This is a genomic window from Corynebacterium sp., assembly GCF_030826625.1.
Classification (GTDB): Bacteria; Actinomycetota; Actinomycetes; order Mycobacteriales; family Mycobacteriaceae; genus Corynebacterium.
On record NZ_JAPJNQ010000031.1, the window covers coordinates 1 to 24,380 of the forward strand.

General features: G+C 57.6%; 23 protein-coding genes and 1 pseudogene. 16 read left to right on the top strand and 8 right to left on the bottom strand.

What is annotated here, in order from left to right; all coding sequences use genetic code 11:
- The 6 genes and pseudogenes from RCH87_RS05330 to RCH87_RS05355 all read left to right on the top strand — a co-directional run.
- Positions 1-527: branched-chain amino acid transport system II carrier protein (locus RCH87_RS05330; protein WP_306515695.1), on the top strand; the 527-nt coding region annotated here is incomplete at its 5' end.
- Between the two features lie 89 nt (positions 528-616).
- A complete protein-coding gene (locus RCH87_RS05335; RefSeq protein ID WP_306515696.1) occupies positions 617-1,705 on the top strand; it encodes an LLM class flavin-dependent oxidoreductase in 1,089 nt (362 codons plus the stop codon).
- Complete coding sequence (locus tag RCH87_RS05340; RefSeq protein WP_306515697.1) at positions 1,705-3,300, top strand: ABC transporter substrate-binding protein; 1,596 nt, start codon at positions 1,705-1,707, stop codon at positions 3,298-3,300. The genes RCH87_RS05335 and RCH87_RS05340 overlap by 1 nt, the downstream gene beginning before the upstream one ends.
- Positions 3,297-4,231, top strand: a pseudogene (locus RCH87_RS05345) (ABC transporter permease); the annotation flags it as partial. The gene RCH87_RS05340 and the pseudogene RCH87_RS05345, both read left to right, overlap by 4 nt.
- Before the next feature lie 113 nt (positions 4,232-4,344).
- Positions 4,345-5,169, top strand: coding sequence for an ABC transporter permease (locus RCH87_RS05350; RefSeq protein WP_306515698.1), 825 nt, complete (start codon positions 4,345-4,347; stop codon positions 5,167-5,169).
- Complete coding sequence (locus RCH87_RS05355) at positions 5,166-6,683, top strand: ABC transporter ATP-binding protein (RefSeq protein ID WP_306515699.1); 1,518 nt, start codon at positions 5,166-5,168, stop codon at positions 6,681-6,683. The genes RCH87_RS05350 and RCH87_RS05355 overlap by 4 nt, the downstream gene beginning before the upstream one ends.
- On the opposite strand, the gene RCH87_RS05360 is transcribed toward RCH87_RS05355, so the two are convergent.
- The 7 genes from RCH87_RS05360 to RCH87_RS05390 form a co-directional block, all read right to left on the bottom strand.
- Positions 6,680-7,999 (bottom strand): alpha/beta fold hydrolase, encoded by a 1,320-nt coding sequence (locus RCH87_RS05360; protein ID WP_306515700.1) that lies wholly within the window; start codon positions 7,997-7,999, stop codon positions 6,680-6,682. The two genes, RCH87_RS05355 and RCH87_RS05360, sit on opposite strands and share 4 nt — an antisense overlap.
- A 231-nt stretch (positions 8,000-8,230) precedes the next feature.
- Positions 8,231-9,826, bottom strand: a complete 1,596-nt coding sequence (locus tag RCH87_RS05365; protein WP_306515701.1) for a succinic semialdehyde dehydrogenase — start codon at positions 9,824-9,826, stop codon at positions 8,231-8,233.
- A gap of 55 nt (positions 9,827-9,881) precedes the next feature.
- Positions 9,882-10,823 (bottom strand): bile acid:sodium symporter family protein, encoded by a 942-nt coding sequence (locus RCH87_RS05370; protein WP_306515702.1) that lies wholly within the window; start codon positions 10,821-10,823, stop codon positions 9,882-9,884.
- A 123-nt stretch (positions 10,824-10,946) separates the two neighbouring features.
- The gene (gene purE, locus RCH87_RS05375; protein ID WP_306515703.1) at positions 10,947-11,471 is read right to left on the bottom strand and encodes a 5-(carboxyamino)imidazole ribonucleotide mutase; all 525 of its coding nucleotides are present in this window, start codon (positions 11,469-11,471) and stop codon (positions 10,947-10,949) included.
- A gap of 66 nt (positions 11,472-11,537) precedes the next feature.
- Positions 11,538-12,818 (bottom strand): 5-(carboxyamino)imidazole ribonucleotide synthase, encoded by a 1,281-nt coding sequence (locus RCH87_RS05380; protein ID WP_306515704.1) that lies wholly within the window; start codon positions 12,816-12,818, stop codon positions 11,538-11,540.
- A 30-nt stretch (positions 12,819-12,848) separates the two neighbouring features.
- Positions 12,849-13,295 (bottom strand): hypothetical protein, encoded by a 447-nt coding sequence (locus RCH87_RS05385; protein WP_306515705.1) that lies wholly within the window; start codon positions 13,293-13,295, stop codon positions 12,849-12,851.
- Between the two features lie 77 nt (positions 13,296-13,372).
- The gene (locus tag RCH87_RS05390; protein ID WP_306515706.1) at positions 13,373-14,116 is read right to left on the bottom strand and encodes a biotin--[acetyl-CoA-carboxylase] ligase; all 744 of its coding nucleotides are present in this window, start codon (positions 14,114-14,116) and stop codon (positions 13,373-13,375) included.
- A 32-nt stretch (positions 14,117-14,148) separates the two neighbouring features.
- Here RCH87_RS05390 and RCH87_RS05395 point away from each other — a divergent pair, with 32 nt between their 5' ends.
- The 4 genes from RCH87_RS05395 to RCH87_RS05410 all read left to right on the top strand — a co-directional run bounded on the left by RCH87_RS05395 (position 14,149) and on the right by RCH87_RS05410 (position 18,716).
- A complete protein-coding gene (locus RCH87_RS05395; protein WP_306515707.1) occupies positions 14,149-15,255 on the top strand; it encodes an ABC transporter ATP-binding protein in 1,107 nt (368 codons plus the stop codon).
- A 161-nt stretch (positions 15,256-15,416) separates the two neighbouring features.
- Positions 15,417-16,760: an ABC transporter substrate-binding protein gene (locus tag RCH87_RS05400; protein ID WP_306515708.1), complete on the top strand. Its 1,344-nt coding sequence runs from the start codon at positions 15,417-15,419 to the stop codon at positions 16,758-16,760.
- Position 16,761: 1 nt separating this feature from the next.
- Positions 16,762-17,820 carry a carbohydrate ABC transporter permease gene (locus RCH87_RS05405; protein ID WP_306515709.1) on the top strand — a complete coding sequence of 353 codons (1,059 nt, stop codon included), beginning with the start codon at positions 16,762-16,764 and terminating at the stop codon, positions 17,818-17,820.
- Positions 17,817-18,716 (top strand): carbohydrate ABC transporter permease, encoded by a 900-nt coding sequence (locus RCH87_RS05410; RefSeq protein WP_306515710.1) that lies wholly within the window; start codon positions 17,817-17,819, stop codon positions 18,714-18,716. The genes RCH87_RS05405 and RCH87_RS05410 overlap by 4 nt, the downstream gene beginning before the upstream one ends.
- A 51-nt stretch (positions 18,717-18,767) precedes the next feature.
- Here the strand turns inward: RCH87_RS05410 and RCH87_RS05415 are convergent, their stop codons facing one another.
- On the bottom strand, positions 18,768-18,974 hold the full coding sequence (locus tag RCH87_RS05415; RefSeq protein ID WP_306515711.1) for a hypothetical protein: 207 nt from the start codon (positions 18,972-18,974) through the stop codon (positions 18,768-18,770).
- Positions 18,975-19,064: 90 nt separating this feature from the next.
- Here RCH87_RS05415 and RCH87_RS05420 point away from each other — a divergent pair, with 90 nt between their 5' ends.
- From RCH87_RS05420 to RCH87_RS05445, 6 genes are all read left to right on the top strand, one after another.
- Positions 19,065-20,684, top strand: coding sequence for an acyl-CoA carboxylase subunit beta (locus RCH87_RS05420; RefSeq protein WP_306515712.1), 1,620 nt, complete (start codon positions 19,065-19,067; stop codon positions 20,682-20,684).
- 112 nt (positions 20,685-20,796) lie between these two features.
- On the top strand, positions 20,797-21,018 hold the full coding sequence (locus RCH87_RS05425) for an acyl-CoA carboxylase subunit epsilon (protein ID WP_306515713.1): 222 nt from the start codon (positions 20,797-20,799) through the stop codon (positions 21,016-21,018).
- A 100-nt stretch (positions 21,019-21,118) separates the two neighbouring features.
- Positions 21,119-22,720 carry an acyl-CoA carboxylase subunit beta gene (locus RCH87_RS05430; RefSeq protein ID WP_306515714.1) on the top strand — a complete coding sequence of 534 codons (1,602 nt, stop codon included), beginning with the start codon at positions 21,119-21,121 and terminating at the stop codon, positions 22,718-22,720.
- A 145-nt stretch (positions 22,721-22,865) separates the two neighbouring features.
- Entirely contained in the window at positions 22,866-23,069 is a 204-nt protein-coding gene (locus RCH87_RS05435; RefSeq protein ID WP_306515715.1) for an acyl-CoA carboxylase epsilon subunit, read from the top strand.
- Positions 23,062-23,679, top strand: a complete 618-nt coding sequence (locus RCH87_RS05440; RefSeq protein ID WP_306515716.1) for a nucleoside triphosphate pyrophosphatase — start codon at positions 23,062-23,064, stop codon at positions 23,677-23,679. Before RCH87_RS05435 ends, RCH87_RS05440 begins: the two co-directional genes overlap by 8 nt.
- A 62-nt stretch (positions 23,680-23,741) precedes the next feature.
- Entirely contained in the window at positions 23,742-24,215 is a 474-nt protein-coding gene (locus RCH87_RS05445) for a DUF3151 domain-containing protein (protein WP_306515717.1), read from the top strand.
- Positions 24,216-24,380: the final 165 nt, after the last annotated feature.

A 24,380-nucleotide genomic window follows, 5' to 3' on the forward strand; every position in this document is an offset into this window, starting at 1 on the left:
CCCCAGGCCAGATCATTTGGGCTTTCATCGTCTTGCTGGCGTGTTTGACCACCGCCGTTGGTCTGATCTCGTCGACCTCTGAGTTCTTTGCGACGCTGACCCCACAGATGGGCTACCGCGTCTGGGCCGTCATCTTCACCGTGGTTTCGCTGGTGCTGGCCGCGCAGGGTCTGGATTTCGTCCTGGATATTGCCGTGCCAATCATCATCTTCTTGTACCCGCCAGCAATCACCCTGATCATTCTGACTCTGCTCGAGCCCGCATTCGGCGGCAAGGTCAACTTCTTCTTCACCTTCCGCATCGGGCTGTGGACCGCCGTCGTGTGGTCCGCGTTCATGGTCGCCGTATCCCAGGGTGCGGAAGGCCTGGAGCCGATCATCGGGTGGACGCCACTGCACGCAGTAGACCTCGGCTGGGTATTGCCGGTGCTCATCGCTGTAATCATTGGCCTCATTATGGATATTTCCAAGCCACGGCAAGCACCAGAGCAGGCTCGCCTGCGCCAGGAAGCCATGCGCGGAGCATAAACGCCTCTACGAGGAAACCTTCGCGCAAGAAAATATTGCGCTGGAAAATATTGCGCAGAAGATAATCAAAGACTAATTTGGCGGGCATTATGTCTGATTCTGTTTCCACTGGTTCCGCTGGTTCCACTAATTCCGCTGATGCCGCTAGTGCAGCTAGCTCCGCTAGTCCCGCCAACGCTTCCACTCAGAGAATCCCTCTGTCCCTGATTGATTTCTGCACTCTGTATTCCGGAGAATCCACCGCCGACACCATGGCTCGGTCGGTGGAATTTGCTCGTTCTGCAGAAAAACTTGGCTTTTCGCGTATTTGGTACGCCGAGCACCACAACATGCCCCACATCGCTTCATCCGTGCCAGCGCTGATCATGGCACACGTGGGTGCGCACACGGACTCGATCCGTTTGGGCGCCGGTGGTGTGATGTTGCCAAACCACTCGCCTTATTCCATCGCAGAACAGTACGGCACGCTGGCGGAAATGTATCCCGGCCGTATCGATCTTGGCTTGGGCCGAGCACCAGGCACCGATATGCACACTTTGGGTCGTGCTTTACGACGTGACCCGCGTGCGGCCGAAAACTTCCCTGACGATGTGCGCCAACTACAAGGTTTTTTGGGTGCACCGGAAGATTCCCCCGTTCCCGGTGTCATTGCGATTCCGGGCCGGAATACCAATGTGCCACTGTTTATTTTGGGCTCGTCCATGTTTGGCGCCTCCCTGGCAGCGAAATATGGCCTGCCCTATGCCTTCGCCTCGCATTTCGCTCCGCAACACTTGGAAAATGCCACGGCTTATTATCGCGAACATTTCCAGCCGTCCGAATACCTTTCCGAGCCTTATGTCATCGCGGCGGTCAACGTCATCGCCGACGAGACCACCGCGGGCGCTCAACAACAATTTGACCAGGTAGCTCGCAGTCGCGTACGTGCTTTCGCTGCGCGTGGCCGGAAGATCACCGACGCCCAGTTAGAAGATTTGGTGCACTCGCCACAGGGTCAACAAATTATTTCCATGCTGCATTACACCGCCGTCGGTACCGAGGGCGAAGTACGCGACTACCTGCAGGATTTCGCAACTACCGCACATGCCGATGAGCTGATGATTTCTCTGCAAGGCACCACCTTCGACGACACCGCGGCGGGCATGCAGCATCTGGCGAACGCTTGGCAGTTGGGCTAGTGCGCACGCCTTTGCGCAGAGCAGTCAGCTCAGTTGTTGCCTCAGTCAGCGCGCTAGCGTTAGCCGGGTGTTCGGCCGGGCACACCGCCAATTACGCGCGTCCCGGTGATGCGGAGGCCATCGTCTTAGCCTCGACCTCTGCTGCCAGCTCACTGGATTTCACCAATAACGGTGGTTCTGCCGCACCAGGCGCGCTGCTGACTGACGTGTATGAGACTTTGGTGCGCATCGACGACGACGGCGAGATCAAACCGCATTTGGCAACCAGCTGGGAAGTTTCGGATGATCGCACCGAATATATTTTTCACCTGCGTGACGGGGTGAATTTTTCAGATGGTTCTCCTTTTAATGCAGAAACGGCAGCTTTTAGCATTGCCTATGTGCAAAACGAGTGGACGAACGGCCTGAAAGCCGGGATGGATGTGGTCTCCGAGGCAACCGCCGTCGATGAACACACCTTGCGCGTGCGATTGCGGCAGCCCGATTCTGGGTGGTTGTGGTCGATGGGCACGACGATCGGCGCGATGCTCTCGCCCACCGGTGTGGATACTTTGGCCAGTGATCCCGTCGGCACGGGTCCGTTGACGGTAGAAAGTTTTGCCACGGGGGAGTCGATCCGTTTTGCCCCGCGCGAAGATTACTGGGGTGCTCCCGCACAAACGCCGGTGGAGATTCGGTATTTTTCGGATGCGATTTCGTCGATCAATGCCCTGCAGTCTGGCCAGGTAGATCTGGTATGGGCGATGCAAGCCCCCGAACTGCTGGGGTCGCTAGATGATTCCATCAACGTCGATATTGGCACCACCAACGGCGAGATTATTTTCTCTATGAATAACAATGCCGCGCCTTTCGACGATCCGTTGGTGCGCCAGGCTGCGGCCTATGCGATTGACCGGCACGCTGCGAATGAGGTGGTCTTTTCCGGGCACGCTACGGATACTGCGGGTGCTCCGGTCTCGCCGACAGACCCATGGTTTGACGAGGTTGTGCAGCGCGCACGCGAAGCTGAGTCAGCTGATCTTGCGTCTTCTGACGACGGTTTTTATCCCTTCAATCCAGACCTCGCACGGGAACTGTTGACCAGCAGTTCTTATGACGGCGAGCTGGTCACGCTTACTGTGCCATCGCTGCCTTATCCTCGGTTGCTGGCAGAGCTGATTTATTCGCAATTGCGTGAGGTGGGATTCCAGGTTGCTGTGGAAACCGTGGAATTTCCAGCGGTCTGGCTGAATCAGGTGCACGGGGCAGCGGATTACCAGGCCTCAATTATCGCGCACTTGGAAGCCCGCGATACCGAGCACATGTTTGGTAATCCTGATTATTATCTCGGTTTTGATGACCCGCAGGTGCGCAAGCTTTTCGACGATGCCGCCACCAGCGCGGATCCAACCGTCGAGATGGCAGATGCCATCGAGTTGATCATGGAATCCGCGGGTGCGCTGACGATCGCAAACCTGCCGAATATCGTGTTGTCTGACCCGAGTATTTCCGGGATCACACCAACCATGGTTACTGATTCAATAAAATTATCTACTTTAGAACGCAGCAATCACCACGGACGCGATGACCAACGTGAACAGCAGGAGGCCGCATGATTCGTGCCCTCGCCCGGGTCTGCGCCAGGTTTCTGGTGCTCTTGGCACTCTCCTCGATGTTGATTTTTGTTGTGCTGCGCGCCGCGCCTGGCAACCCAGCGCGGGTGGCGCTAGGGGTATCTGCTTCGGATGAGGATATAGCGCAATTGTCTGCTGCACTGGGTCTGGACCGCCCACTGTTGGTGCAGTACTGGGATTGGGTTTCTGGGCTGTTGCGCGGTGATTTCGGGGTGTCGCTAGTTTCCCAGGAAAACATCACCCCGCTGGTGCTTGATCGTGCACAGGTCTCGCTGATTTTGGTGGGCTTGGCGATGGCCTTGTCGTTGCTAATCGCAGTGCCGGTGGGCACCTGGTTGGCTTATCGGCAGGCTAAGCCGGATGCCGCAGTATTATCCGGGTTGGTGCAGCTGGGGATCGCTGTGCCGTCGTTCTTATTGGCGATTGTGTTGGTGGCAATTTTCGCCGTGCACCTGGGGTGGCTCCCAGCTGGCGGTTGGTTGCCGCCAAAGTATGGTTTCGGTGGCTTCCTTTCTCACCTGGTGCTCCCGGTTTTTTGTTGGCATTGGTACAGGCTGCGATTTTGACGCGCTATGTGCGCTCAGCTGTGCTGGAAGTCATCGAACAAGACTATCTGCGCACTGCACGCGCTAGCGGGGACACGGAATTGCAGGCTTTACGTCGCCATGGCTTGCGCAATGCAACACTGCCGGTGTTAACGGTAGCGGGTGTGCAATTGGCGACGCTTATAGCCAGCGCGGTGGTGATCGAGCGGGTGTTTGTGATTCCGGGTTTAAGCTCCATGTTGTTGGATGCCGTTCATGCCCGGGATCTGCCGACTGTGCAATCGTTGGTGATGGTGTTGGTATTTTTCACCTTGGTGGTCACACTCGTAGTCGACTTGGCTTATAGGATCGTTGATCCGCGGTTGCGTCGAAACAGCGGTGTGCGAAATGGTGTACGAAATGGTGTGCGACGCAGTTTTCGTCGGCAAGCTCGAACGGGACGTCAAACAGCTACCAGCAAGCAAAAACGGGCGGCGCGCTCATGAACAGCACGGCACAGAAAAACCTCAGCCTATGGATCGGCGCTTGTATCGTCGCGGGGATCATCGTCATCGCTGCGGTCTCATTGCTGTGGACACCGCACGATCCACTACACGCCGCACCGGCAGACCGGCTGCAAGCACCGTCGTCGCAGTATTGGTTGGGAACGGATCGGTTCGGGCGCGATATTGCGTCCCGGTTGATGATTGGCGCTCGGGTCACGCTTTTCGTTGGTGTAGTCGCGGTAGGGATCTCTGCTGCGTTGGGCATTCCGCTCGGTATTTGGGCTGGAATGCGTGCCGGCTGGATCGACACCGTGATCATGAGAGGTGCTGATCTACTGCTCGCCTTTCCTGCGCTGTTATTGGCGATTATCGCAGCTGCTGTTTTTGGACCGTCGACGTTTACGGCAATGGTAGCGATTGGTATCGCGGGCATCCCGGGGTTTGCGCGGGTCGCCCGGGCGGGCACGCTGCAAGTTGTGACGCAGGATTATATTTCGGCCGCTCGCATCTCCCAGGTTTCTGAACCGATGATCGCTTGGCGTCACGTGTGGCCGAATATTCGCAGCCTGGCCATCGTGCAAGCATCCGTGGCGTTTGCCTTAGCGATTCTTGCCGAAGCCGCGCTGAGTTTCCTGGGCTTAGGTGCCAGTCCACCGCACCCGTCGTGGGGTTTGATGCTGCAAGCCGCCCAAACTCAATTAGCCAGCGCTCCCCTGCTGGCACTGTGGCCCGGCCTTGCGATTGCATTAGCGGTGCTGGGTTTCAACCTGTTGGGCGATGGGCTTCGTGACCACCTCGATCCGCGTAGGAGAAAACGATGAGCTTGCTGGAAGTAAAAAACCTGCGCATCCAGGCTGCGGTCGATTCGGCTGGCGTACTTGTCGACGATCTCAGCTTCAGCCTCGCCGCCGGTGCGCGGTTGGGAATCATCGGTGAATCAGGCTCCGGGAAATCGCTGACGGCGTTGGCGCTGCTCGGCTTATGCCCAGGTGGGGTCCGGGTTTCCGGCGGCATACGTATCGCAGGTACTGAGATGTACCAGGGGAAGGCTACCCGGCGCGCACGTGAAAAGCGGTGGTCCGGTATTCGTGGCAAACGCATCGGCATGGTGTTTCAAGAACCAATGTCTGCGCTGGATCCATTGCAGAAGATCGGCCCGCTGCTGGGCCGCCAAGCACGCTCGTTGTTAGCGGAGGTCGGCCTGGACCCGGGTTTTGTCGCCCGCTATCCTTTCGAATTATCCGGTGGCCAGCGCCAACGGGTGCTCCTGGCATTGGCGATTGCGCAGGACCCAGAGGTGCTGATTTGTGACGAGCCGACCACTGCCTTGGATGTGATTGCGCAAGATGAAGTACTCAGCCTGATTGAACGCTTGGTGCGCGAGCGCGGGATGGCGTTGCTGTTTATTAGCCATGATCTCAACGTCGTCAAGCGGATGTGCGATGATGTCCTGGTACTGCACCGGGGTCGCACAGTCGAGCGTGGTGCGACGCGGGAGGTTTTGGCACGCCCCCGGCAACCTTATACACAGCGCTTATTGGCGGCTTCTCGGCATGAGTTGCCAGCGCGCGCGGTGGAAGCGGCAGACGAGACGCATCCGGGCACCCCAGCCGTAATCGCACTGGAAAACGTTACTCAGGCTTATGGGGAAACCACTGTGCTGCAAGATATTAATCTCCGGGTGCGCCAGAGTGCTCGGCTGGGCGTCGTGGGGGCATCAGGATCGGGCAAATCCACGTTGCTGAAAATCCTCGCTGGTTTGCAGCAACCGACAGCGGGAAATGTGCAGGTCGATGCTGGTGTACAGATGGTGTTCCAGGATCCGTTCGCTTCGCTGAATCCACGGCTAACCATCGAGCGCACGGTTGCGGAAGGTGGCGGGAACGACGAGCGGGTTAGCGAAATCCTTGCGGAAGTCGGTCTGCCTGCCGATTCGGGCACGCGGTTTCCTCATGAGTTTTCCGGTGGACAGCGTCAACGTATTTCCATCGCGCGTGCCGTCGCCGGCTACCCCGATATTTTGCTTGCCGACGAAGCTGTTTCGGCACTTGATGTATCCGTGCGCGCACAAGTGCTCGAAGTTCTGGATGCGCTGGTGGAAAACTACGGGTTGACCTTGATTTTCGTCAGCCACGACCTGCATGTGGTGCGCCAGATCTGTGACGAGGTCATCGTCATGCACGACGGACGGATCATCGAAGCTGGCCCCATAGAAACGATTTGGGAGGCACCTGCCGCAGCCTATACCGCTCGGTTGCTGGCCGCTGCGCAGGTGCGTTCTGAAGCCTCCGTTGCTGCTGAGGTTTCTGGCAAGACTGGTGCCGCGGAGGGCTAGAAATCGCGCACTTTATCGCGCAGTGCGGTGAAGATGTCTTCTCCCGCATAGCCGATGCCGTCGTGCTGATACAGGTTGGTGACGTGCAGGCGACAATCCGCATAAGCGCGCGCGGTATCTAAGGACAGCTCGAATGGCACATACATGTCGTCGAAATATGTCGCAGCAGCGGATACTGGCGCGGTTGCTAACACCTCACGGTCATAAGGCGAGGCCTGGAAATTATACTGTGCCAGATCGTGGGCACCTTCGCGGAAAGCGTGCAGTGCGGGATCCTCATCGAATTGCCACGGGAAGACGTGCTCACCGGTGAGATAGAACGGCTCGTTTTTCGAGCGCGGATCAGCGTTTTCTTCGAAACCGGGAATCTCTTCGCGGATGCGGTGCGCAGACCAATTGGTAGCGCCCGGGGTAACCACGCCGCCATAGATGGATTCGTGGATCGCGGCATACAAAGGGCCGTCAGCGAACGAGACCATACCGGAGACGCTGCTCAGGAAGTCGGTTTTCAGGCGCTTTTCGCCGCCGACAGTGCGGAAGGGGTCTTCGAAAAGATACGCCAGGGTGTGGAATCCCGGCCCCTGCCCCAGGGTGATGCCGATGGTGCGCAGACGGCGTGCACTCAGGCGCTCGCCCGTCGGCAAGAGTTCTTGGGACTGATCCAGGTGGTGGCAGACTTCGCGGATCCGGTCATCGATCCACGGGTATTCGCGGTAGAGGCCCTGGTGGCGGGCTTTGACTTTGTCGAAGGTGGAGCGGTAGACGTCGTCAATGCCAACGCTGGTAGCGGGGAGACCGCCGGTGAGGTAGGCGTGTTCGATGGCCTCTGGGTAGCGCGAGAGATAGGAGGTGATGCAGAAGCCGCCGAAGGACTGGCCAAACAGGGACCATTTTTCGATGCCCAGGGCTTTGCGCAGTGCTTCGGCGTCGTCAACGATATAGCTTTGCTGGAGTTTCGACAGGCGTTCGACGCTTAAGTCTTCGGCTGGGCTGGCGCTGTCGATGCGGTGGGAACGGCCGGTGCCACGCTGATCCAGCAGGATGAAGCGGAATTCTTCCAGGGCTTTGCCCACTACCCCACCAATTTCTGATCCGGCGACTTTGCCTGCCCCGCCGAACGGACGTGGTGACGGGAATCCCGGGCCGCCCTCTAGGTAGACGATGGCTGGTTTTTCTTCGTTGCCATCCGCGTAGATTTCGCGGGCGTAGAGCTCGAAAGTTCTCGCTGCAGGATTTTGTGGATCCCAGGGCACGGTGAGTGTGTGTTCTTTGAGGTTGTGTCCGAAGTGACGGGTTGATGTTGTTTTAAGCGACATATTTTATGTCTAGTGATCTAACGGTGGTGAGTCAAGCAAACCATGCACGCCGGGGCATTCATGGTGAGCGCCGAAAACACGACTTATATAAAAATTTTAGAACCCCGCGGAATTTCGGGGGGGGTGAATTCCGCGGGGCAATGCCTTCGACAGGAGGGCCAGTGACCACTCGGGGGGGTGGTGGCCAAGGCCACGGCCTGTGAAGACACTTCCTACTATAACGAATACTTGCTAACGCAGCAACCCTGTTTTCTTTCCCAGCGATAAACTGCAGCTCAAGACCCGTGACCAGGCCTTTTGCGAAAGACGTCGCGGCCCCCAAATCGGGAAACCACGTTGTTGTGCGATCGTTTTCGGCTCAGTGTATTTGTATAGCCCTTCTGCGCCATGCCTGCGTGAGACCCCTGATTCCTTATACCCACCAATCGGGCTATCGACCGAGGCCCAACCAGCAACGTAACCGTCGTTAATGTTGACCGATCCCGCTTGGACCTGTGGAGCAATCTTCCACGCGGTTTTCGGTGCAGCAAATACCGAAGAATTCAGCCCATAGCAGGTGTCATTTGCAGCCGTGACTGCTTCGTCCAGATCCGCCACCGGCTGGATATACACGACTGGCCCAAAAACTTCTTCGCGCAACAGACGGGCACTGTCTGGTACATCGAGCAAAATCGTCGGCTCGTAAAAATACTTACCCACATCCGGACGGGCCCTGCCACCAGTAAGCACTCGCGCACCAGCGTCTTTCGCATCAGCCACAAACTCTTGCACGGTCTCCAGCTGGCTTGCGCTGACCAACGAACCGACCTGGTTTTTCCAGTCCAGCGCACCTCCTAGTTTCTGAGACTGGAAAGCGTCCGCAAGCTTCTCACAAAATTCGTCGTAAATGTCATGTTCGACATAAATACGCTCAATGGAGACACACAACTGCCCCGTATTCGACAGGCACGCGTGCGTAATCGCACGAACCGCTGTATCCAGGTGGGCATCTTTGGCGACAATCATTGGATTTTTACCACCAAGTTCCGCAGAAAAACCAACCAGGCGTTTACTCACTTGCTCCGCTAGGATCTTGCCGGTGGCGGTCGAGCCGGTGAACATCAAGAAATCACAGTTTTCAGCAATCGCGCTGCCCACTACCCCGCCAGAGCCGATCACAACAGTGAACACACCGTCAGGAAGCCCCGCTTCAGACAACAAGTGCGCAATCAGCAACATCGTAAACGGCGTGTGCGAATCCGGCTTGGCGACGACGGTGTTACCTGCCAACAGCGCCGGGATAGCATCGGCAATACCTAAGCTAAAGGGATAATTCCACGGACTGATCTGCCCAACGACGCCCTTCGGATCATGATGCAGGTAAGTTTTGGTCAGCACCGGCATGCCACCACGCTTTTTCTGCGGACGCAGCAGCCTGGGTGCTTGCCCCGCGTAATACCGAGCATTGTTCGCCACGTCGGTGACCTCGTCGAACGCCCCCGCGCGGGCCTTGCCCATCTCCAGCTGCACTAAGTCCATGATCAGCTCACGGTTGCTGAGCACCAGATCATGGAATTTCTTAAAGATTTTCGCGCGCTTTTTCACGCCGAGCTCATGCCACTCAGGTTGCACCACGCGTGCTTTATCAAAAGCTTCTACTGCGACATCAGCACCAACTTTCGGAACCCACCCCAGTGGATGGGACAAAAACGGTGCTGCGATTTCGACGCTTTCTGCAGCAGTTGCACCATCTGCTCCGGTAAAAGCAAAGGTCCGTAGATAATCGGCAAATTTATCGGGCAGCGGTTGCAAGGACAAACGCTTTGGCACGGTTCGTTGGAAGATCATGCCCCGCAATTATAGTTACTCATCAGCTAACAGATATGCAATATTGTGAATAAGCTTACTTTTTAGCCTCGGCTCCAGTACGGCGCACGATGGTGGCAAAGACTGCGCCGGTGATGTTGTGGACAATTGCGGCCACCACGCCCGGTAGTGCGGCTTCTGGACTGAAAAATTTTGCCGACATCGCCGAGGCCAAACCAGATTGTTGGCTGCCGATTTCAATTGCGACAGTGCGGTTGTACGAGCGTGGCATGCCCAGCAGTTTTCCTCCGAGATAGCCCAACACGTAACCGATGATGTTGTGCAGTAATACGGCGATCACCAGGACAAATCCGACTTGCGCAAGACGCTCACCTGCCCCTGCTACCATCGGAAACATCACCAGACAGATACCGACAATGGAAACCCATGGCAGGATCGGAGTAATCCGGGTAATAAAGCCGTCGAGGAAATAGCGCAGCACCAAACCTCCGATAACCGGAAGCAACACGGTTTGTACCAAGGTTTGGGCCATTCCAGCACCATCAACAGCAATGTCTTTCCCGGCTAATGCCAGCATAAGCAGTGGGGTCACAATCGGTGAGACCAGTGTGGATACCGAGGTCATCGCAACGGAAAGCGCGACGTCGCCACGCGCCAAATACGCAATGACGTTGGAGGCTGTCCCTCCGGAAACCGAACCCAGCATCAATAAGCCGATGGCCAGTGCGGAATCTAGCCCGAACAGCTTAGCGACGGCAACCGCGATCAGCGGCATGATGATGAATTGCCCGATCACGCCGAGAAAGATTGGCCACGGGCGGCGGGCAATTTCCTGAAAATCCGGGACGGTGAGCGTCAACCCCATCGCGAAGAGAATCAGCATCAGGAAATACGTGATGTAATCCGCAAGCGGCAGAAACGGTGCCGGAAAGAAATACGCAATCGTGATCCCCACCAGAATGGCGATGGGGAACACGGTAACGGCAAGCTTCGCGGAACGGTCCTCTGAGGTTTTCATTCAGACAGTATGCCGGATCACACGCGCACTGTCAGTTCACAGACAATTTTCCGGGGAATTTTATTCAGGGTGCTATGGCTGCTGCAGGATCCCGCGGTACTCCATCGCGCAGCCTCAGCCAATCTAGACCTCTTCTTCGGCCATGCGTTCGAGTTTTTCACGCAACCGCTGATCTTTTTTCTCCACATCTTGGGCCATTTTTTCTTGGTATTCGGCCATTGCCTGCACCAGCTCTGGCTGCCCGGCAGACAAGATCCGCACGGCCAACAGTCCAGCATTTTTCGCACCATCAATCGATACCGTCGCGACCGGCACCCCCGCTGGCATTTGCACGATAGACAGCAAAGAATCCAATCCGTCCAAGTTCTTTAGTGCCCGCGGAATGCCGATCACCGGAAGTGGCGTCGCTGCAGCCACCATGCCGGGAAGGTGCGCCGCACCGCCTGCACACGCCAGAATGCATTTCACACCACGGGTGTGAGCTTGTTTCGCATAAGCCAACATCTTCTCGGGAGTGCGATGTGCTGATACCACGCCGACTTCAAATGGCACCCCAAATTCGGCGAATACTTCCACCGCCGGTTTAACCGTATCCCAATCCGAATCCGACCCCATGATCAGCCCAATAGCTGGGTTGCCCTGGCTCATTATTGCGTTCTCCTCATTGGTTTAGCGTTGGTTTTAATGTTGGTTTAGCGTTGGTTCGCTTCCAGCCTAGCCAGTGTAGCCATCGTCCCACCGGGCATTAACCACGAAATTCGCGGCCAATCTGGCTTGCCGACGTACTTCCGCAACGTCAGCCCGTCCGCTAATGTTCACATGCCCCATCTTCCGGCCGGGACGATAGTCCTTGCCGTATAAATGCACCTTGGCCTGCGGGAAACGCTCCCATACCGCGCGTACGCGCTCGCGCATCGGCATCTCCGGATCAGCCTCGCCCCCCAGTACATTCGCCATCACAGTCACTGGCTCGGTAGTCTCCGCTGAACCAAGCGGATAGTCCAGCACCGCACGCAGGTGCTGTTCAAACTGCGACGTCACGCACCCATCCTGGCTCCAGTGCCCCGTGTTGTGCGGGCGCATCGCCAACTCGTTGACGCTCAACCGGTCGGTACCTGATTCATCAACATAATGGAACAATTCGACTGCCAAAACGCCGGTCACATCCAGTTGCTCGGCAACGGTCACAGCCAGTTTCTCGGCTTCACTGCGCAGAGCTTCCGGCAGCCCCGGCGCGGGTGCAACGGCCTCGGCACACACTCCCCCGGCCTGCACCGATTCCACCACTGGCCAAGTCTGCAGCTGACCAGATGGCGCACGCGCAACCATTGCTGAAAGCTCACTGACAAAATCCACCTTGGTTTCTGCCAGCAATTCGACGTCTTCTGCCAGTAGTTCGTCGACAAGAGCGTCCAAGTGTGCCATCGATTCCGGGAACCAGACACCCTTGCCGTCGTATCCGCCACGGCAGGCTTTCAAGCAGACCTTGCCGTCGTGTTCCTCCCAGAATGCACGGGCGGTCTCAGAATCGGTGATCGGTGCAAATGCTGGCACCGGCACGCCGAGGCTGTCCAGATTGCGGCGCATCACCAGTTTGTCCTGTGCGTTTTCCAGAGCGTCAGGGCCTGGCTGAATGTTCACACCTTCCGCTTGCAGGGTGCGTAGGTGCTCCAGGGGAACGTGCTCGTGATCAAAGGTGACGGCATCAGTACCTGCAGCAACGGCACGTAAATCATCCAGGTTACGGTAATCGCCGATGAACACATCACTGGTTACCTGGGCTGCCGAAGAATCCGGCTTGCCAGCTAAAACTCGTAAAGATTGGCCCAGCTCAGTCGCTGCCGGGGCCATCATGCGCGCGAGTTGACCATCACCAACGACGGCAACGACTGGCAGATCAGCGGCAGGCGTCGATGCAGTTTGCGCAGCTGCAGCCTGGGATGGAGTCTGAGAATGCTCGGTTTGGGAAGATTCAGTCTGGGAAGCGTTAGTCACAAAAATCCATTGTAACCAGGCTCGCACAGATCAAAAATATGGGCTCGGGTGCAAAGCAGCGTTGATCGCACCAACCACCTTTTTCGATTTCGGAACGCCGCCGAAATACAGCGGATACGAAAACCCGCGCACTGCCAGCGAAATCCCTTTTCGACGACGTGCAACATCCAGCACCTGTCCTAAAGGAATGGAATCTACCTTCGCTGTCAGCTTGGCCGGGCGGGCGACAATCCGCTGATCAGTAACGATAAAACGCTGTTTGCGGCTGCGCAATAGCGGCAGCACGAAACGCCAGACCACTAACAGCAGCCACACCGTCACCACACTGTTGTGCAGCAGCACGGGTTCGAATACACCAGTAGCGGGTTCCGGCAGGTTATACGGGTTATCCAGCCAACCAATGCCCATCCAGGCCACCCCGGTGAGCAGCACAACCTCGAGAAACGGGAAGACCAGCGCGGTCAACGGGGCTGTCATATCTACCAACACATTTTCGTTCGGCGCAATCGCCAGCCCCCGGTTTCTGGGACTTCTGGGACGAGCTGGGCCTGCCATTAGCTATAGTTCCCGTCTTTTAAACGCAGATGGGAAACATCGCCAGCAGAAAACGCGGTGCCGTCGATGCTGATGCGCCCATCATCGGTGACGGTGTCCACGGTGCCCTCAACGGTGCCACTGTGGCTGTCCAGGCGTACTCGGGCACCGATGGAAACGCACGCGTTCCGGTAATCCTCCATCAGCTGCGTATCATCAGCTTTCCACTGCTGCATCCGGTCATAAAAATTGCGCAGCACATCCACTGCAATTTGCGTGTGATCAGTAGATTTACCCGCGATGCGCAGGCTCGTGGCGTGCGGAACCGGCAACTGGTCTTCGCTCAGGTCCACGTTGATCCCCCAACCAACGACAACACGCGCTGCGGGCGGTAGCTCACCGCCAGCTTCTGCCAAAATGCCGCACAGTTTTTTTTCGCCCAACAGCACATCATTCGGCCATTTCAACCGCGTGCCACCAATCGCATCAGCAACCGCAAGCCCGGCGACCAGCGGAATGGTTCCGACGCGATCCATCGAACTCGGCATGAGCAATACCGACATAGCGATATTCGCCCCTGCGGGAGCTTCCCATACCCGACCTAACCTTCCTTTACCAGCGGTTTGGTTCGTCGTAATGCGCACCGTCCAGGGGCCTGCATCGACGTCGGCAAGCAAATCGGTGTTCGTCGACGAGGTGGATTCCGCATATGACACGCTCGCGAACTCCACAGCGTCGGCAAGCTGCTGGGCATCAAGACTCATGGCAGATATTCTACTGGTGCTACATTGCTTGCATGGCAAAAGTCACGTTTGAGTCGGTCACTATTCAGTATCCCGGCGCGGCGGCACCGTCGGTGTCATCGTTGGACCTGGAGATTGCCGACGGTGAATTCTTGGTACTCGTCGGCCCTTCGGGCTGCGGAAAATCCACGACGCTGCGTGCGCTCGCAGGGCTGGAAGATATCAGCTCCGGGCGCATCCTCATCGGAGACAAAGACGTCACCGGTACCGAACCGGGCGCGCGCGATATCGCGATGGTGTTTCAAAACTATGCGCTTTACCCGCACCTGACCGTGGAACAGAACATGGGTTTCGCATTGAAGCTGGCGAAAGTTCCCAAAGCTGAGATTGCGAAAAAGGTTGCAGCCGCCGCGGAGACCCTGGGGTTGACGGACTTTCTCAAGCGCAAACCGAAAGAGCTCTCTGGTGGGCAACGCCAGCGGGTGGCCATGGGCCGGGCGATCGTGCGCGAGCCGCAAGCGTTTTTGATGGATGAGCCATTGTCGAACCTCGATGCCAAGTTGCGCGTGCAAACACGCTCCGAACTGGCAGCCCTGCAACAGCGCCTGGGCACAACCACCGTCTATGTCACCCATGATCAGGTAGAAGCGATGACGATGGGTGACCGCGTTGCGGTGTTGAAAGATGGTGTGCTGCAGCAGGTAGCGCCTCCGCGTGAGCTGTATGATCACCCCGCAAACGAGTTCGTCGCCGGGTTTATTGGCTCACCGGCGATGAATATTTTCCCGGCAGACACCGGCAGCACCGGGGCTACCGGCAGCGCCGGAGAGCGCGGAGGCATTCGTTTCGGTGTGCGTCCTGAAGATATGCACATTCACGCCAGCAAAGAAGTTGCAGGCGCGAGCACGATTCCCGGCGCGCATGACACCATCGTCGGCACCATCGAGATTGTCGAAGAGCTCGGCGCTGAATCCTATATTTATATCGCCCCAGCCGACGGGTCTGAGGCTTCCTTGGGCGGCAACCCTGAGCGTTTTGTCGCACGATGGACCGCCGATACGCGCCCGAGACGTGGCGAAAAGGTCGCGTTGTCTTTTGACCCGGCGAAGGCTCACCGCTTCGATGCCAAAACCGGGCAGGCACTCCAACAGCCCCAATAGTTTCCTACCGCAACACACCCCACACGGGGGTGATTTGCCAGAAATCTTCTCGTACCCGTGTGGGTTCGCCTTAAGGTTAGATCACATCTGTGTGTACACAGCCACTTGCGAGCCACCCGTACGGCACGTCACACAAGAACCATAAGAAAGGTGCTTCTTCCATGACTTCCCAGCCACTCAAGACCACCACGCTGCCATCGCTCCGCGCGCTCGCTACCGGCCGCACCGGCAAACTGGCGGCCACCGTGTTTGCCTCTTCGCTAGTGCTCACCGCCTGTTCCTCCAACGATTCTGCTGACAGCGCGGATTCCACCGGCGCAGATTCGTCGGCAGATGCCACCGCTGAATCTTCGGATTCCGGCGAAGAAGGCCGCGGACCGATCACCTTCGCGATGGGCCGTAACGACACCGATAAGCTCACCCCGATCATCGAAAAATGGAACGAGGAGCACCCGGACGAGAAAGTCACCCTCGAAGAACTCGCCGGTGAAGCTGACGACCAGCGCGAAACCCTGGTGCAGTCGCTACAGGCCGGTAACTCAGATTACGACGTCATGGCACTGGACGTCGTCTGGACCGCAGACTTCGCCGCGAACCAATGGTTGGAGCCACTGGAAGGCGACTACGAAGTAGATACCTCTGATCTCTTGGATGCCACCGTCGAATCGGCAACTTATCGCGACAAGCTCTATGCTCTGCCACAAAACACCAACGGCCAGCTGTTGTTCCGCAACACTGAACTGGTTGATTCTGAGCCAGAGAACTTTGCCGATCTAGCGAGCTCCTGTGAGCAGCTGGACGACGCCGTCGAGTGCCTGACCTTACAGCTGAAGCAGTATGAGGGGCTCACCGTTAATACCATCGGCTTCATCGAAGGCTGGGGTGGTCACGTACTCGACGGTGACGATGTCGTCGTCGATAGCGATGAGGCCAAGGCAGGCCTGCAGGCACTTGTCGACGCCTTCGAGGACGGCACCATCTCGTCGTCGTCGCTGTCTGCCACCGAGGAAGAAACCAATTTGGCGTTCACCGAGGGTGAGACTGCCTATGCCATCAACTGGCCATACATGTTCACCAACGCAGAGGAAGCTTCGGCGACCGCCGGCAAGTTCGAAGTCTCCCCGCTCGTCGGCAAGGACGGCGTCGGTGTCTCCACCCTGGGTGGTTACAACAACGGCATTAACGTCAACTCTGAGCACAAGAAGACTGCTTTGGACTTCATGAAGTTCATCATCAACGAGGAAAACCAGACTTCGTTCGCAGAAAACTCCTTCCCACCAGTACTGGCCTCTATCTACGAGGATGACTCGTTGGTCGAGCAGTTCCCATACCTTCCAGCACTGAAGGAATCCCTGGAGAACGCGGCTCCACGTCCTGTCTCGCCGTTCTACGAGGCTATTTCGAAGGCTATCCAGGACAACGCTTATGCCGCGTTGCAGGGAAACAAACCTGTCGATGAGGCTATCGCGGACATGAAGAAAGCTATCGAGGCAGCTTCCCGCTAATATGCCCACTCGCAATACCTGGAGTTCACAACTTCGGCAGGCTGGTTGGCTGATCGCCCCAGCGTTGATCGTGCTCGCCATCGTGATTGGTTATCCGGTGGTGCGCGCGGTCATTTTGTCGTTCCAAGCCAACCGGAAACTCGACCCAGAAACCGGTTTGTTCACCGAGGGTGGTTTCGCCGGCCTCGATAACTATTTGCTGTGGATCAACAACCGCTGCATGGGTGCGGACGGCATGGCCGTTTCTTGCCCACCTGGTTCCCTGGCAACGGATTTCTGGCCGGCCGTTAGCATCACGCTGTTTTTCACCGTCGTCACGGTCAGCCTGGAGATCATCCTGGGTATGGCCATGGCTTTGATCATGAACGGCAAATACCGCGGGCGCGGGCTGGTGCGCGCTGCCGTGCTGATCCCGTGGGCGATTCCCACGGCGGTGACTGCCAAGCTGTGGCAGTTCATGTTCGCCAACCACGGCATCGTGAACTCCTTGCTGGGCGCGGATATTCACTGGACGACGGACCCCTGGGCGGCACGTTTTGCCGTGATCATCGCCGATGTGTGGAAGACCTCGCCGTTTATGGCTTTGTTGATCCTTGCTGGGCTGCAGATGATTCCGAACGAGGTCTATGATGCTGCCAAGGTCGACGGTGCCAGCCGCCTGCAACGCTTCTTCCGCATCACGCTGCCGTTGGTCAAGCCTGCGCTCATGGTCGCGATCTTGTTCCGCACCCTGGATGCGCTGCGCATGTACGATTTGCCGGTAATTATGATTTCTGGGTCCTCGAATTCGCCAACGGCGGTGATTTCGCAGCTGGTGGTCGAGGACATGCGACAGGGTAATTTCAACTCGGCTTCTGCCCTCTCCACGCTGATCTTCCTGCTCGTTTTCGCCGTGGCGTTTTTCATGATCCGCTTTTTGGGCGCGAATGTTTCTGGCAGTGACCGTAAGCGCACACGCATGCGACGCCACCGTGAGCGCAAGAGCGAGCACAACAACGAGCGCCAAGCATCCACCAGCAACAATGCTGAACAGTCCCCGCAGGAGGTGTCGGCACGATGACACAAGCAACGACACAGGCAGGGTCACGAACGACGTCGCGAGCAGCGTCAACAGCTTCCCGACGCCGGGCGCAACCGTCACATCTGTGGCACTATCTCGGTCTGGCGTTCATCATCTTCTGGGGCTTGGCCCCGTTTTATTGGATGGTGGTCACCGCGCTGCGCGATTCGAAGCACACCTTCGACACCACGCCGTGGCCCACCCACCTCACCTTGGATAACTTCGCCGATGCCTTGGCTACAGACAAGGGCAATGATTTCCTCGGCGCGATCTTCAACTCGCTACTGATTTCCTTGGCGACGACCGGTATTGCTGTCGCCGTCGGCGTGTTTACCGCTTATGCGATCGCACGCTTGGATTTTCCAGGCAAAGGTTTTATCACCGGCCTCATTCTGGCTGCCTCGATGTTCCCGGCCATCGCGTTGGTTACACCGCTGTTCCAGCTTTTCGGGGATTTGGAATGGATCGGCAGCTACCGCGCGATGATCATTCCGAATATTTCTTTCGCACTCCCGCTGACCGTCTACACTCTGGTGTCATTTTTCCGGCAGCTGCCGTGGGAGCTGGAAGAAGCTGCGCGTGTCGACGGCGCTTCTCGGGGGCAAGCCTTCCGTTTGGTGCTGCTGCCGCTGGCCGCTCCGGCGCTGTTTACGACAGCAATCATCGCTTTTATCACCACCTGGAATGAGTTCATGCTGGCCCGCCAGCTTTCCAACCGCGACACCGAGCCGGTAACCGTCGCCATCGCCCGTTTTTCTGGCCCCTCTGCTTTTGAATACCCTTACGCCGCCACCATGGCAGCCGGTGCCTTGGTGACGATCCCGCTGATCATCATGGTGTTGGTATTCCAGCACCGCATTGTCTCTGGCCTGACTGCCGGTGGAGTGAAAGCTTAAGCGGTTTTGATGGCTGCTAGAGATGCAAAAGAGCCCGTAAGCGCAGAACGCTTAAACTCCCCCGAATACCGTGACGGTGCCAGCCAGCGCGAAAGCCTGGTCTGGCAAACCATCGCAGGCTTCGTTGGCTTTTTTACGCTGCTCGCGGGCATCCAGGCGGTGTGGAATCTGTTTCGCGATGATCCCCAGGTACTGCCCGCCGTCGTTTTCGCCGCATTGCTCGCCGTATCTGCTTTGGTGTGGCGGGCGCGCCCGCACGGCGCACTCATCAATTCAGTTTTGTTTTGTGACTAAATTCACTTGCATATAAACGTGCTTTTCGTCGCAAAACTCCCTTATAGTCTAAACATGACTATTTCCTCACCTTTGGAGAACTTGGCCGCGGAAACCACCGCGGAAAAGATCGCTGACCTCAAACGTCGCCGAGAAGAAGCCCACGCCCCCATGGGTACCGGCGCACACGAGAAAGTGCGCTCCCAAGAGCGGCTAACCGCACGCGACCGGTTGGATTACCTGCTCGATGAGGGCTCATTCGTCGAAACCGACCAGCTTGCCCGCCACCGCACGCAAGATTTCGGCATGGGTGCACGACGCCCGGTCACCGACGGCATCGTCACCGGTTGGGGCACCATCGACGGTCGGGAAGTTTGCATCTTCTCCCAGGACGGCACCGTTTTCGGCGGCGCGCTCGGTGAAGTCTACGGCGAGAAAATGGTAAAAATCCAGGAACTTGCCATCACCACCGGTCGCCCACTGATCGGCCTCTACGAGGGTGCGGGAGCGCGCATCCAAGACGGCGTGGTCTCGCTGGACTGGATCGCGCAAACCTTTTATCAAAACATCCAGGCTTCTGGCGTCGTCCCGCAGATCTCGGTGATCATGGGTGCCTGCGCTGGTGGTAATGCCTACTCGCCAGCCTTGACGGATTTCGTGGTCATGGTCGATAAAAAATCTAAAATGTTTGTCACCGGCCCTGATGTAATCAAAACCGTGACCGGTGAAGAAATCACCCAGGAAGAACTCGGTGGCGCATCAGCCCACATGGGACTGGCTGGCAACTCGCACTACACCGCCGAAACCGACGAGGAAGCCCTCGACTGGGTACATGACCTGGTTAGCTACCTGCCCAGTTCTAACCGTGTGAGCCCACCGCGTGAGCCGCACATGGCAGAAACCGGCAGTATCGAAGATAATCTCACCGATAGCGATCACGCACTCGATTCGATCATCCCGGATTCGCCAACCCAACCCTATGAAGTGCGCGACGTTATCGAAGCGCTTGCCGACGACGGCGAGTACTTGGAGATTCAAGAAAAGCGCGCAGAAAACGTCGTCGTGGCTTTCGGCCGCATCGAAGGCCAAACCGTCGGGTTTGTGGCCAATCAGCCGCAGGTTTTCGCTGGCTGCCTGGACATCGACTCTTCCGAAAAGGCTGCGCGCTTCATCCGCACTTGCGACGCGTTCAACATTCCCGTCGTCTTGCTCGTCGACGTCCCGGGCTTTCTACCCGGAGCCTCACAAGAATACGGCGGCATCCTGCGCCGAGGTGCAAAGCTGCTGTATGCCTACGGCGAAGCCAGCGTTCCAAAAATTACTGTCACCATGCGTAAGGCCTACGGCGGAGCATATTGCGTCATGGGCTCGAAAGGTCTGGGCGCCGACGTCAACCTGGCATGGCCTACTGCACAGATCGCGGTGATGGGAGCTGCCGGCGCCGTTGGTTTCATCCACCGTAAAGAACTAAAGAAAGCTAGCGACGAAGGCCTGGATACCGCTGCCCTGGCAGCCTCATTCGAGCGGGAATACGAAGATTTCATGCTCAACCCGTACAAGGCTGCCGAGCGCGGGTTGATTGACGCGGTGATTTTGCCGAGCGAAACCCGCGGCATGATTGCGCGCAACCTGCGCCTGTACGCCGATAAGTCGGTTGCTCGCCCGGCCCGCAAGCATGGAAATATCCCGCTGTAACAGCAGAGCCTCGATTACAGCACGGCCTGAATTAGAGCAGCGCCTCGATTACAGCTGCACCTCAGCGCATTCTTCCACTCATTAATTAGCTTTCCGAAAGGATCACAACATCATGACTTCCGCGACGCTTTCCGCTCCACAAACCTCCCTGTTGCGCATCACCAAGGGAAACCCCTCGCACGACCAGCTCGCCGCGCTATCGGCCATCGTATCCTCGCTGGCTACACGCCCAACCCGCAACAGCAACGCACGCACCCCACAAACCCGTCGTCTAGTGGCAGAAATCGGGCGCGAATACCAGCCGTTCCAATTCCCGCACGTACGTTTTTATTAATCACGCACTACCTGCGAGCACTACCATTGGACGGCCTAAACCCAACTGTGTTTTTGGTATCATTTCATGGTTTGGTTCCCGTTATCTAAACTAGAAGATTATGACTGCTTCCCAACCGGATATGACTACCACCGCAGGCAAGCTCGCCGACCTTGCCCAGCGCCTTGAAAATGCAGCGCAGCCCGTTGGAGCTGAGGCCGTCGCCAAGCGTCACGAGGCCGGACAGCTCACCGCGCGCGAACGCGCCGAGCAGGTTTTGGACGCAGGGTCCTTCGTCGAAACGGATGCGCTCGCTCGCCACCGCGTCAGCGATTTCGACTTAGAGCACAACAAGCCACTGACCGACGGGGTGGTCACCGGCTACGGCACCATTGGCGGGCGTCGTGTTTGCGTATATTCGCAAGACAACTCGGTGTTCTCCGGGCAGTTGGGCGAGGTCTATGGCGAAAAGATCTGCAAGATCTACCAACTCGCCACTAAAACTGGCCAGCCCATCGTCGCCATCCACGAAGGCACCGGCCCGCGCTTGGCCGAAGGCGTCGTCACTTTGGCAATGTATTCCAAAATCCTGTCACACATGACAGCCGCCTCGGGAGTTATCCCGCAGATTTCTGTGGTGACTGGCCAAACCACCGGTTTGCACGCGTTCGGCCCTGCGATGTCCGACATCGTGATCATGGTCGACGGAACTGCAGACCTGCACCACGCCAGCGAAGAAGCCATCGCGCGCGCCACGGGTACCAACCTGAATGCGCACGCTGTGGGCAGCGCCGAAATCCATGCCACTGAGTCCGGCACCTGCCACCTACGCGCGGATTCTGATGCAGAAGCTTTGCAGCTCGCACGCACCGTCATTGGCTATCTTCCAGTCAACAATATGGCCGAAGCGCTGCGCACCGATGCCGAAATCCAAGTCGGTTCAGTACAGGACAACATCACCGAAGCTGACTACGAACTGGATAACCTGATTCCGGATGACGCCTACGCCTCCTATGACGTGCGCGAAATCTTAGAGATCGTGGTCGACGACGGCATCTTTGAGCTCCAAGCAGATTATGCGCCGAATATCGTCACCGCTTTCGCCCACATTGAAGGCCGAGCCGTCGGTATCGTGGCTAACCAATCTGCGCACCAATCGGGCTCACTGACTTCCGCGGCCGCTGAAAAAGCTGCACGTTTCATCCGCACCTGTGACGCTTTCAACACCCCGATTATTGAATTCGTCGATGCGATGGATTTCGTGCACAGCGCCGAAGAAGAACGCGCCGGCTTGTTGCGCCGTGGCGCCAAGCTCGCCTATGCCTACGCCGAAGCCACCGTCCCGAAGATCACCGTGATTCTACGCAAAGCCTTTGGCTCTGCGTATGTGTTCATGGGCTCGAAAGACCTCGGCGCCGACTTGGTTTACGCGTGGCCGACAGCGCAGATCGCCATCGCTGAAGCTGCAGCGACTGCCCGCGGCATCTTTGGTTCCGGTGCTGACTCCACAAGCAGCACCGACTCGGATGAGGAAATCATGGCAACAAAAACCAAGGAGATGGAAGAAAAATTCATCCACCCTTATGCTGCTGCCGAGCGTGGCTACGTCGATGCGGTAATCCCACCCAACGAAACCCGTGGTCAGCTGGTTGAATCACTACGCATGCTGGGCCGGAAAGTCGTAATGAGCCCGCAGAAAAAGCACGGCAACATCACGCTGTAGCGAAACACAGCACGCACGCTGCAGGCAGGCATGTCGCTGTAACACATTCGTCTCACAACCAGATGTGTTTATTAGCAATATCAGGCAAGTACAGCTGATCGCAGTAAGCCACAACTGAGCACAGCTATGAGAACATGGAGAAGCAGTGGAATCTTATTCTGTCGTTAATGGCACCCCGAGCACCGGCGAGCTGACCGCACTCACCGTCGTCATCGGAAAATTAGACGCCCGTGCCCGCGCAGAAGCCGCTGGCGTGCACGCTCCGCACAACCGCTGGGGTACCGGCCGTGCGCTCGGCGGTCGCCCCGTTTTCAACCCATCTGCCTACCGGAATGTGCACTTTGACTAACCACAGCCAGCCTTCCCCCCGCATCGTCTTAGCCTCCCAGTCGCCATCACGCGCTGGGATTTTGCGTTCCGCTGGCGTCGAGCCCATCATCGCCCCGGCTGCCGTGGACGAAGCCGCGATCCAGCGCCAGCTCGCTGACGCGCGAGCAACCGAAATCGTCACTGCACTGGCCCAGGCAAAAGCCGAGGCCGTCGCCCAGCACTACCCCAATGATGTGGTGATCGGTGGCGATTCCATGTTGCTTCTCGACGGGCAGCTGCAAGGCAAACCGCACACCGAAGCGGCCACCATCGAACGCTGGCACGCCCAGGCGGGACGCCAAGCGGAGCTGTTGACCGGCCATTGCCTGCTTTACGACGGGAAGGTGTACACCGAAGCCGCCGCCACCAGAGTTGTTTTCGCGCAAGCCACCGCAGACGATATCGCTGCCTACGCCGCTACGGGTGAACCGTGGAAATGTGCAGGCGCATTCACCTTGGAAGCGCTCGGTGGTTGGTTTATTGACCGCATCGACGGTGATCCGTCCTCGGTCATTGGGTTGTCGCTTCCTGTGGTTCGCCGCGCGCTGTATCACTTTGGCTTCGGTGTTTCCGATTTCTGGAACCGCTGACGAGTCCAGTAGGCACCCCATTCCACCCCACGTTGGTGCAGGAAACAAGTAACCTGAGGGGCATGGAAATGAAAGATATGCTTGCCCCAGAACCAATCAAATTGCCCGCTGATCCTGCCCAAGGCGAAAAGCTGCAGGCAGCCGAAACCGCACTGCAGTTTCCGGAGAGCCCGTTGGTGTGGGCCTTCCGTGCCGAAGAAACCCTGAAGATGGTCAGCGAGGATGAAGCAGAATCTGTTTCTGCGCTGTGGGCCTCGCAGGCAACTGCAGAAGGTCTATCGCGCAACGAGGCGAAGCTGATCGCCTATTCTTGCGCCCGCACCGGCTACCACCGCGGGTTGGATCGCCTGCGCGCCAACGGCTGGAAAGGTTGGGGTCCGGTACCGTTTTCCCACGAGCCGAATCAGGGCGTGCTGCGCGCGATCGCCGCGCTCGCGTTAGCTTCAAAAGCAATTGGCGACGACGCCGAGTATGACCGCTGCCGCCAAATGCTTTCCGACGCCGATCCAGGCAGCGTCGAAAAGCTGCTGGGCTAGCGCCGTCTACTTCGGCTGCTTTCTACTTCGCCGCTTTTGCTGCCCGGGCTTCTACCCGGGCGATTACCTCAGCGGCGATTTTTTCTTGGATACCGGATTCGAGCTGCGAGCTAAAACCGACGCACGAGCAGTTGATCTCACCCAGCACGTAGGCGTCACTGGAGC

Bases quoted from the DNA above. Each gene is read 5' to 3' on its own strand.
- RCH87_RS05390 (WP_306515706.1), bottom strand. From the start codon at position 14,116: ATGAGTCTTGATGCCCAGCAGCTTGCCGACGCTGTGGAGTTCGCGAGC.
- RCH87_RS05445 (WP_306515717.1), top strand. From the start codon at position 23,742: ATGGAAATGAAAGATATGCTTGCCCCAGAACCAATCAAATTGCCCGCT.
- RCH87_RS05430 (WP_306515714.1), top strand. From the start codon at position 21,119: ATGACTGCTTCCCAACCGGATATGACTACCACCGCAGGCAAGCTCGCC.
- RCH87_RS05405 (WP_306515709.1), top strand. From the start codon at position 16,762: ATGCCCACTCGCAATACCTGGAGTTCACAACTTCGGCAGGCTGGTTGG.
- RCH87_RS05335 (WP_306515696.1), top strand. From the start codon at position 617: ATGTCTGATTCTGTTTCCACTGGTTCCGCTGGTTCCACTAATTCCGCT.
- RCH87_RS05365 (WP_306515701.1), bottom strand. From the start codon at position 9,826: ATGATCTTCCAACGAACCGTGCCAAAGCGTTTGTCCTTGCAACCGCTG.
- RCH87_RS05410 (WP_306515710.1), top strand. From the start codon at position 17,817: ATGACACAAGCAACGACACAGGCAGGGTCACGAACGACGTCGCGAGCA.
- RCH87_RS05420 (WP_306515712.1), top strand. From the start codon at position 19,065: ATGACTATTTCCTCACCTTTGGAGAACTTGGCCGCGGAAACCACCGCG.
- RCH87_RS05360 (WP_306515700.1), bottom strand. From the start codon at position 7,999: ATGTCGCTTAAAACAACATCAACCCGTCACTTCGGACACAACCTCAAA.
- purE (WP_306515703.1), bottom strand. From the start codon at position 11,471: ATGAGCCAGGGCAACCCAGCTATTGGGCTGATCATGGGGTCGGATTCG.
- RCH87_RS05400 (WP_306515708.1), top strand. From the start codon at position 15,417: ATGACTTCCCAGCCACTCAAGACCACCACGCTGCCATCGCTCCGCGCG.
- RCH87_RS05425 (WP_306515713.1), top strand. From the start codon at position 20,797: ATGACTTCCGCGACGCTTTCCGCTCCACAAACCTCCCTGTTGCGCATC.
- RCH87_RS05355 (WP_306515699.1), top strand. From the start codon at position 5,166: ATGAGCTTGCTGGAAGTAAAAAACCTGCGCATCCAGGCTGCGGTCGAT.
- RCH87_RS05350 (WP_306515698.1), top strand. From the start codon at position 4,345: ATGAACAGCACGGCACAGAAAAACCTCAGCCTATGGATCGGCGCTTGT.
- RCH87_RS05385 (WP_306515705.1), bottom strand. From the start codon at position 13,295: ATGACAGCCCCGTTGACCGCGCTGGTCTTCCCGTTTCTCGAGGTTGTG.
- RCH87_RS05370 (WP_306515702.1), bottom strand. From the start codon at position 10,823: ATGAAAACCTCAGAGGACCGTTCCGCGAAGCTTGCCGTTACCGTGTTC.
- RCH87_RS05395 (WP_306515707.1), top strand. From the start codon at position 14,149: ATGGCAAAAGTCACGTTTGAGTCGGTCACTATTCAGTATCCCGGCGCG.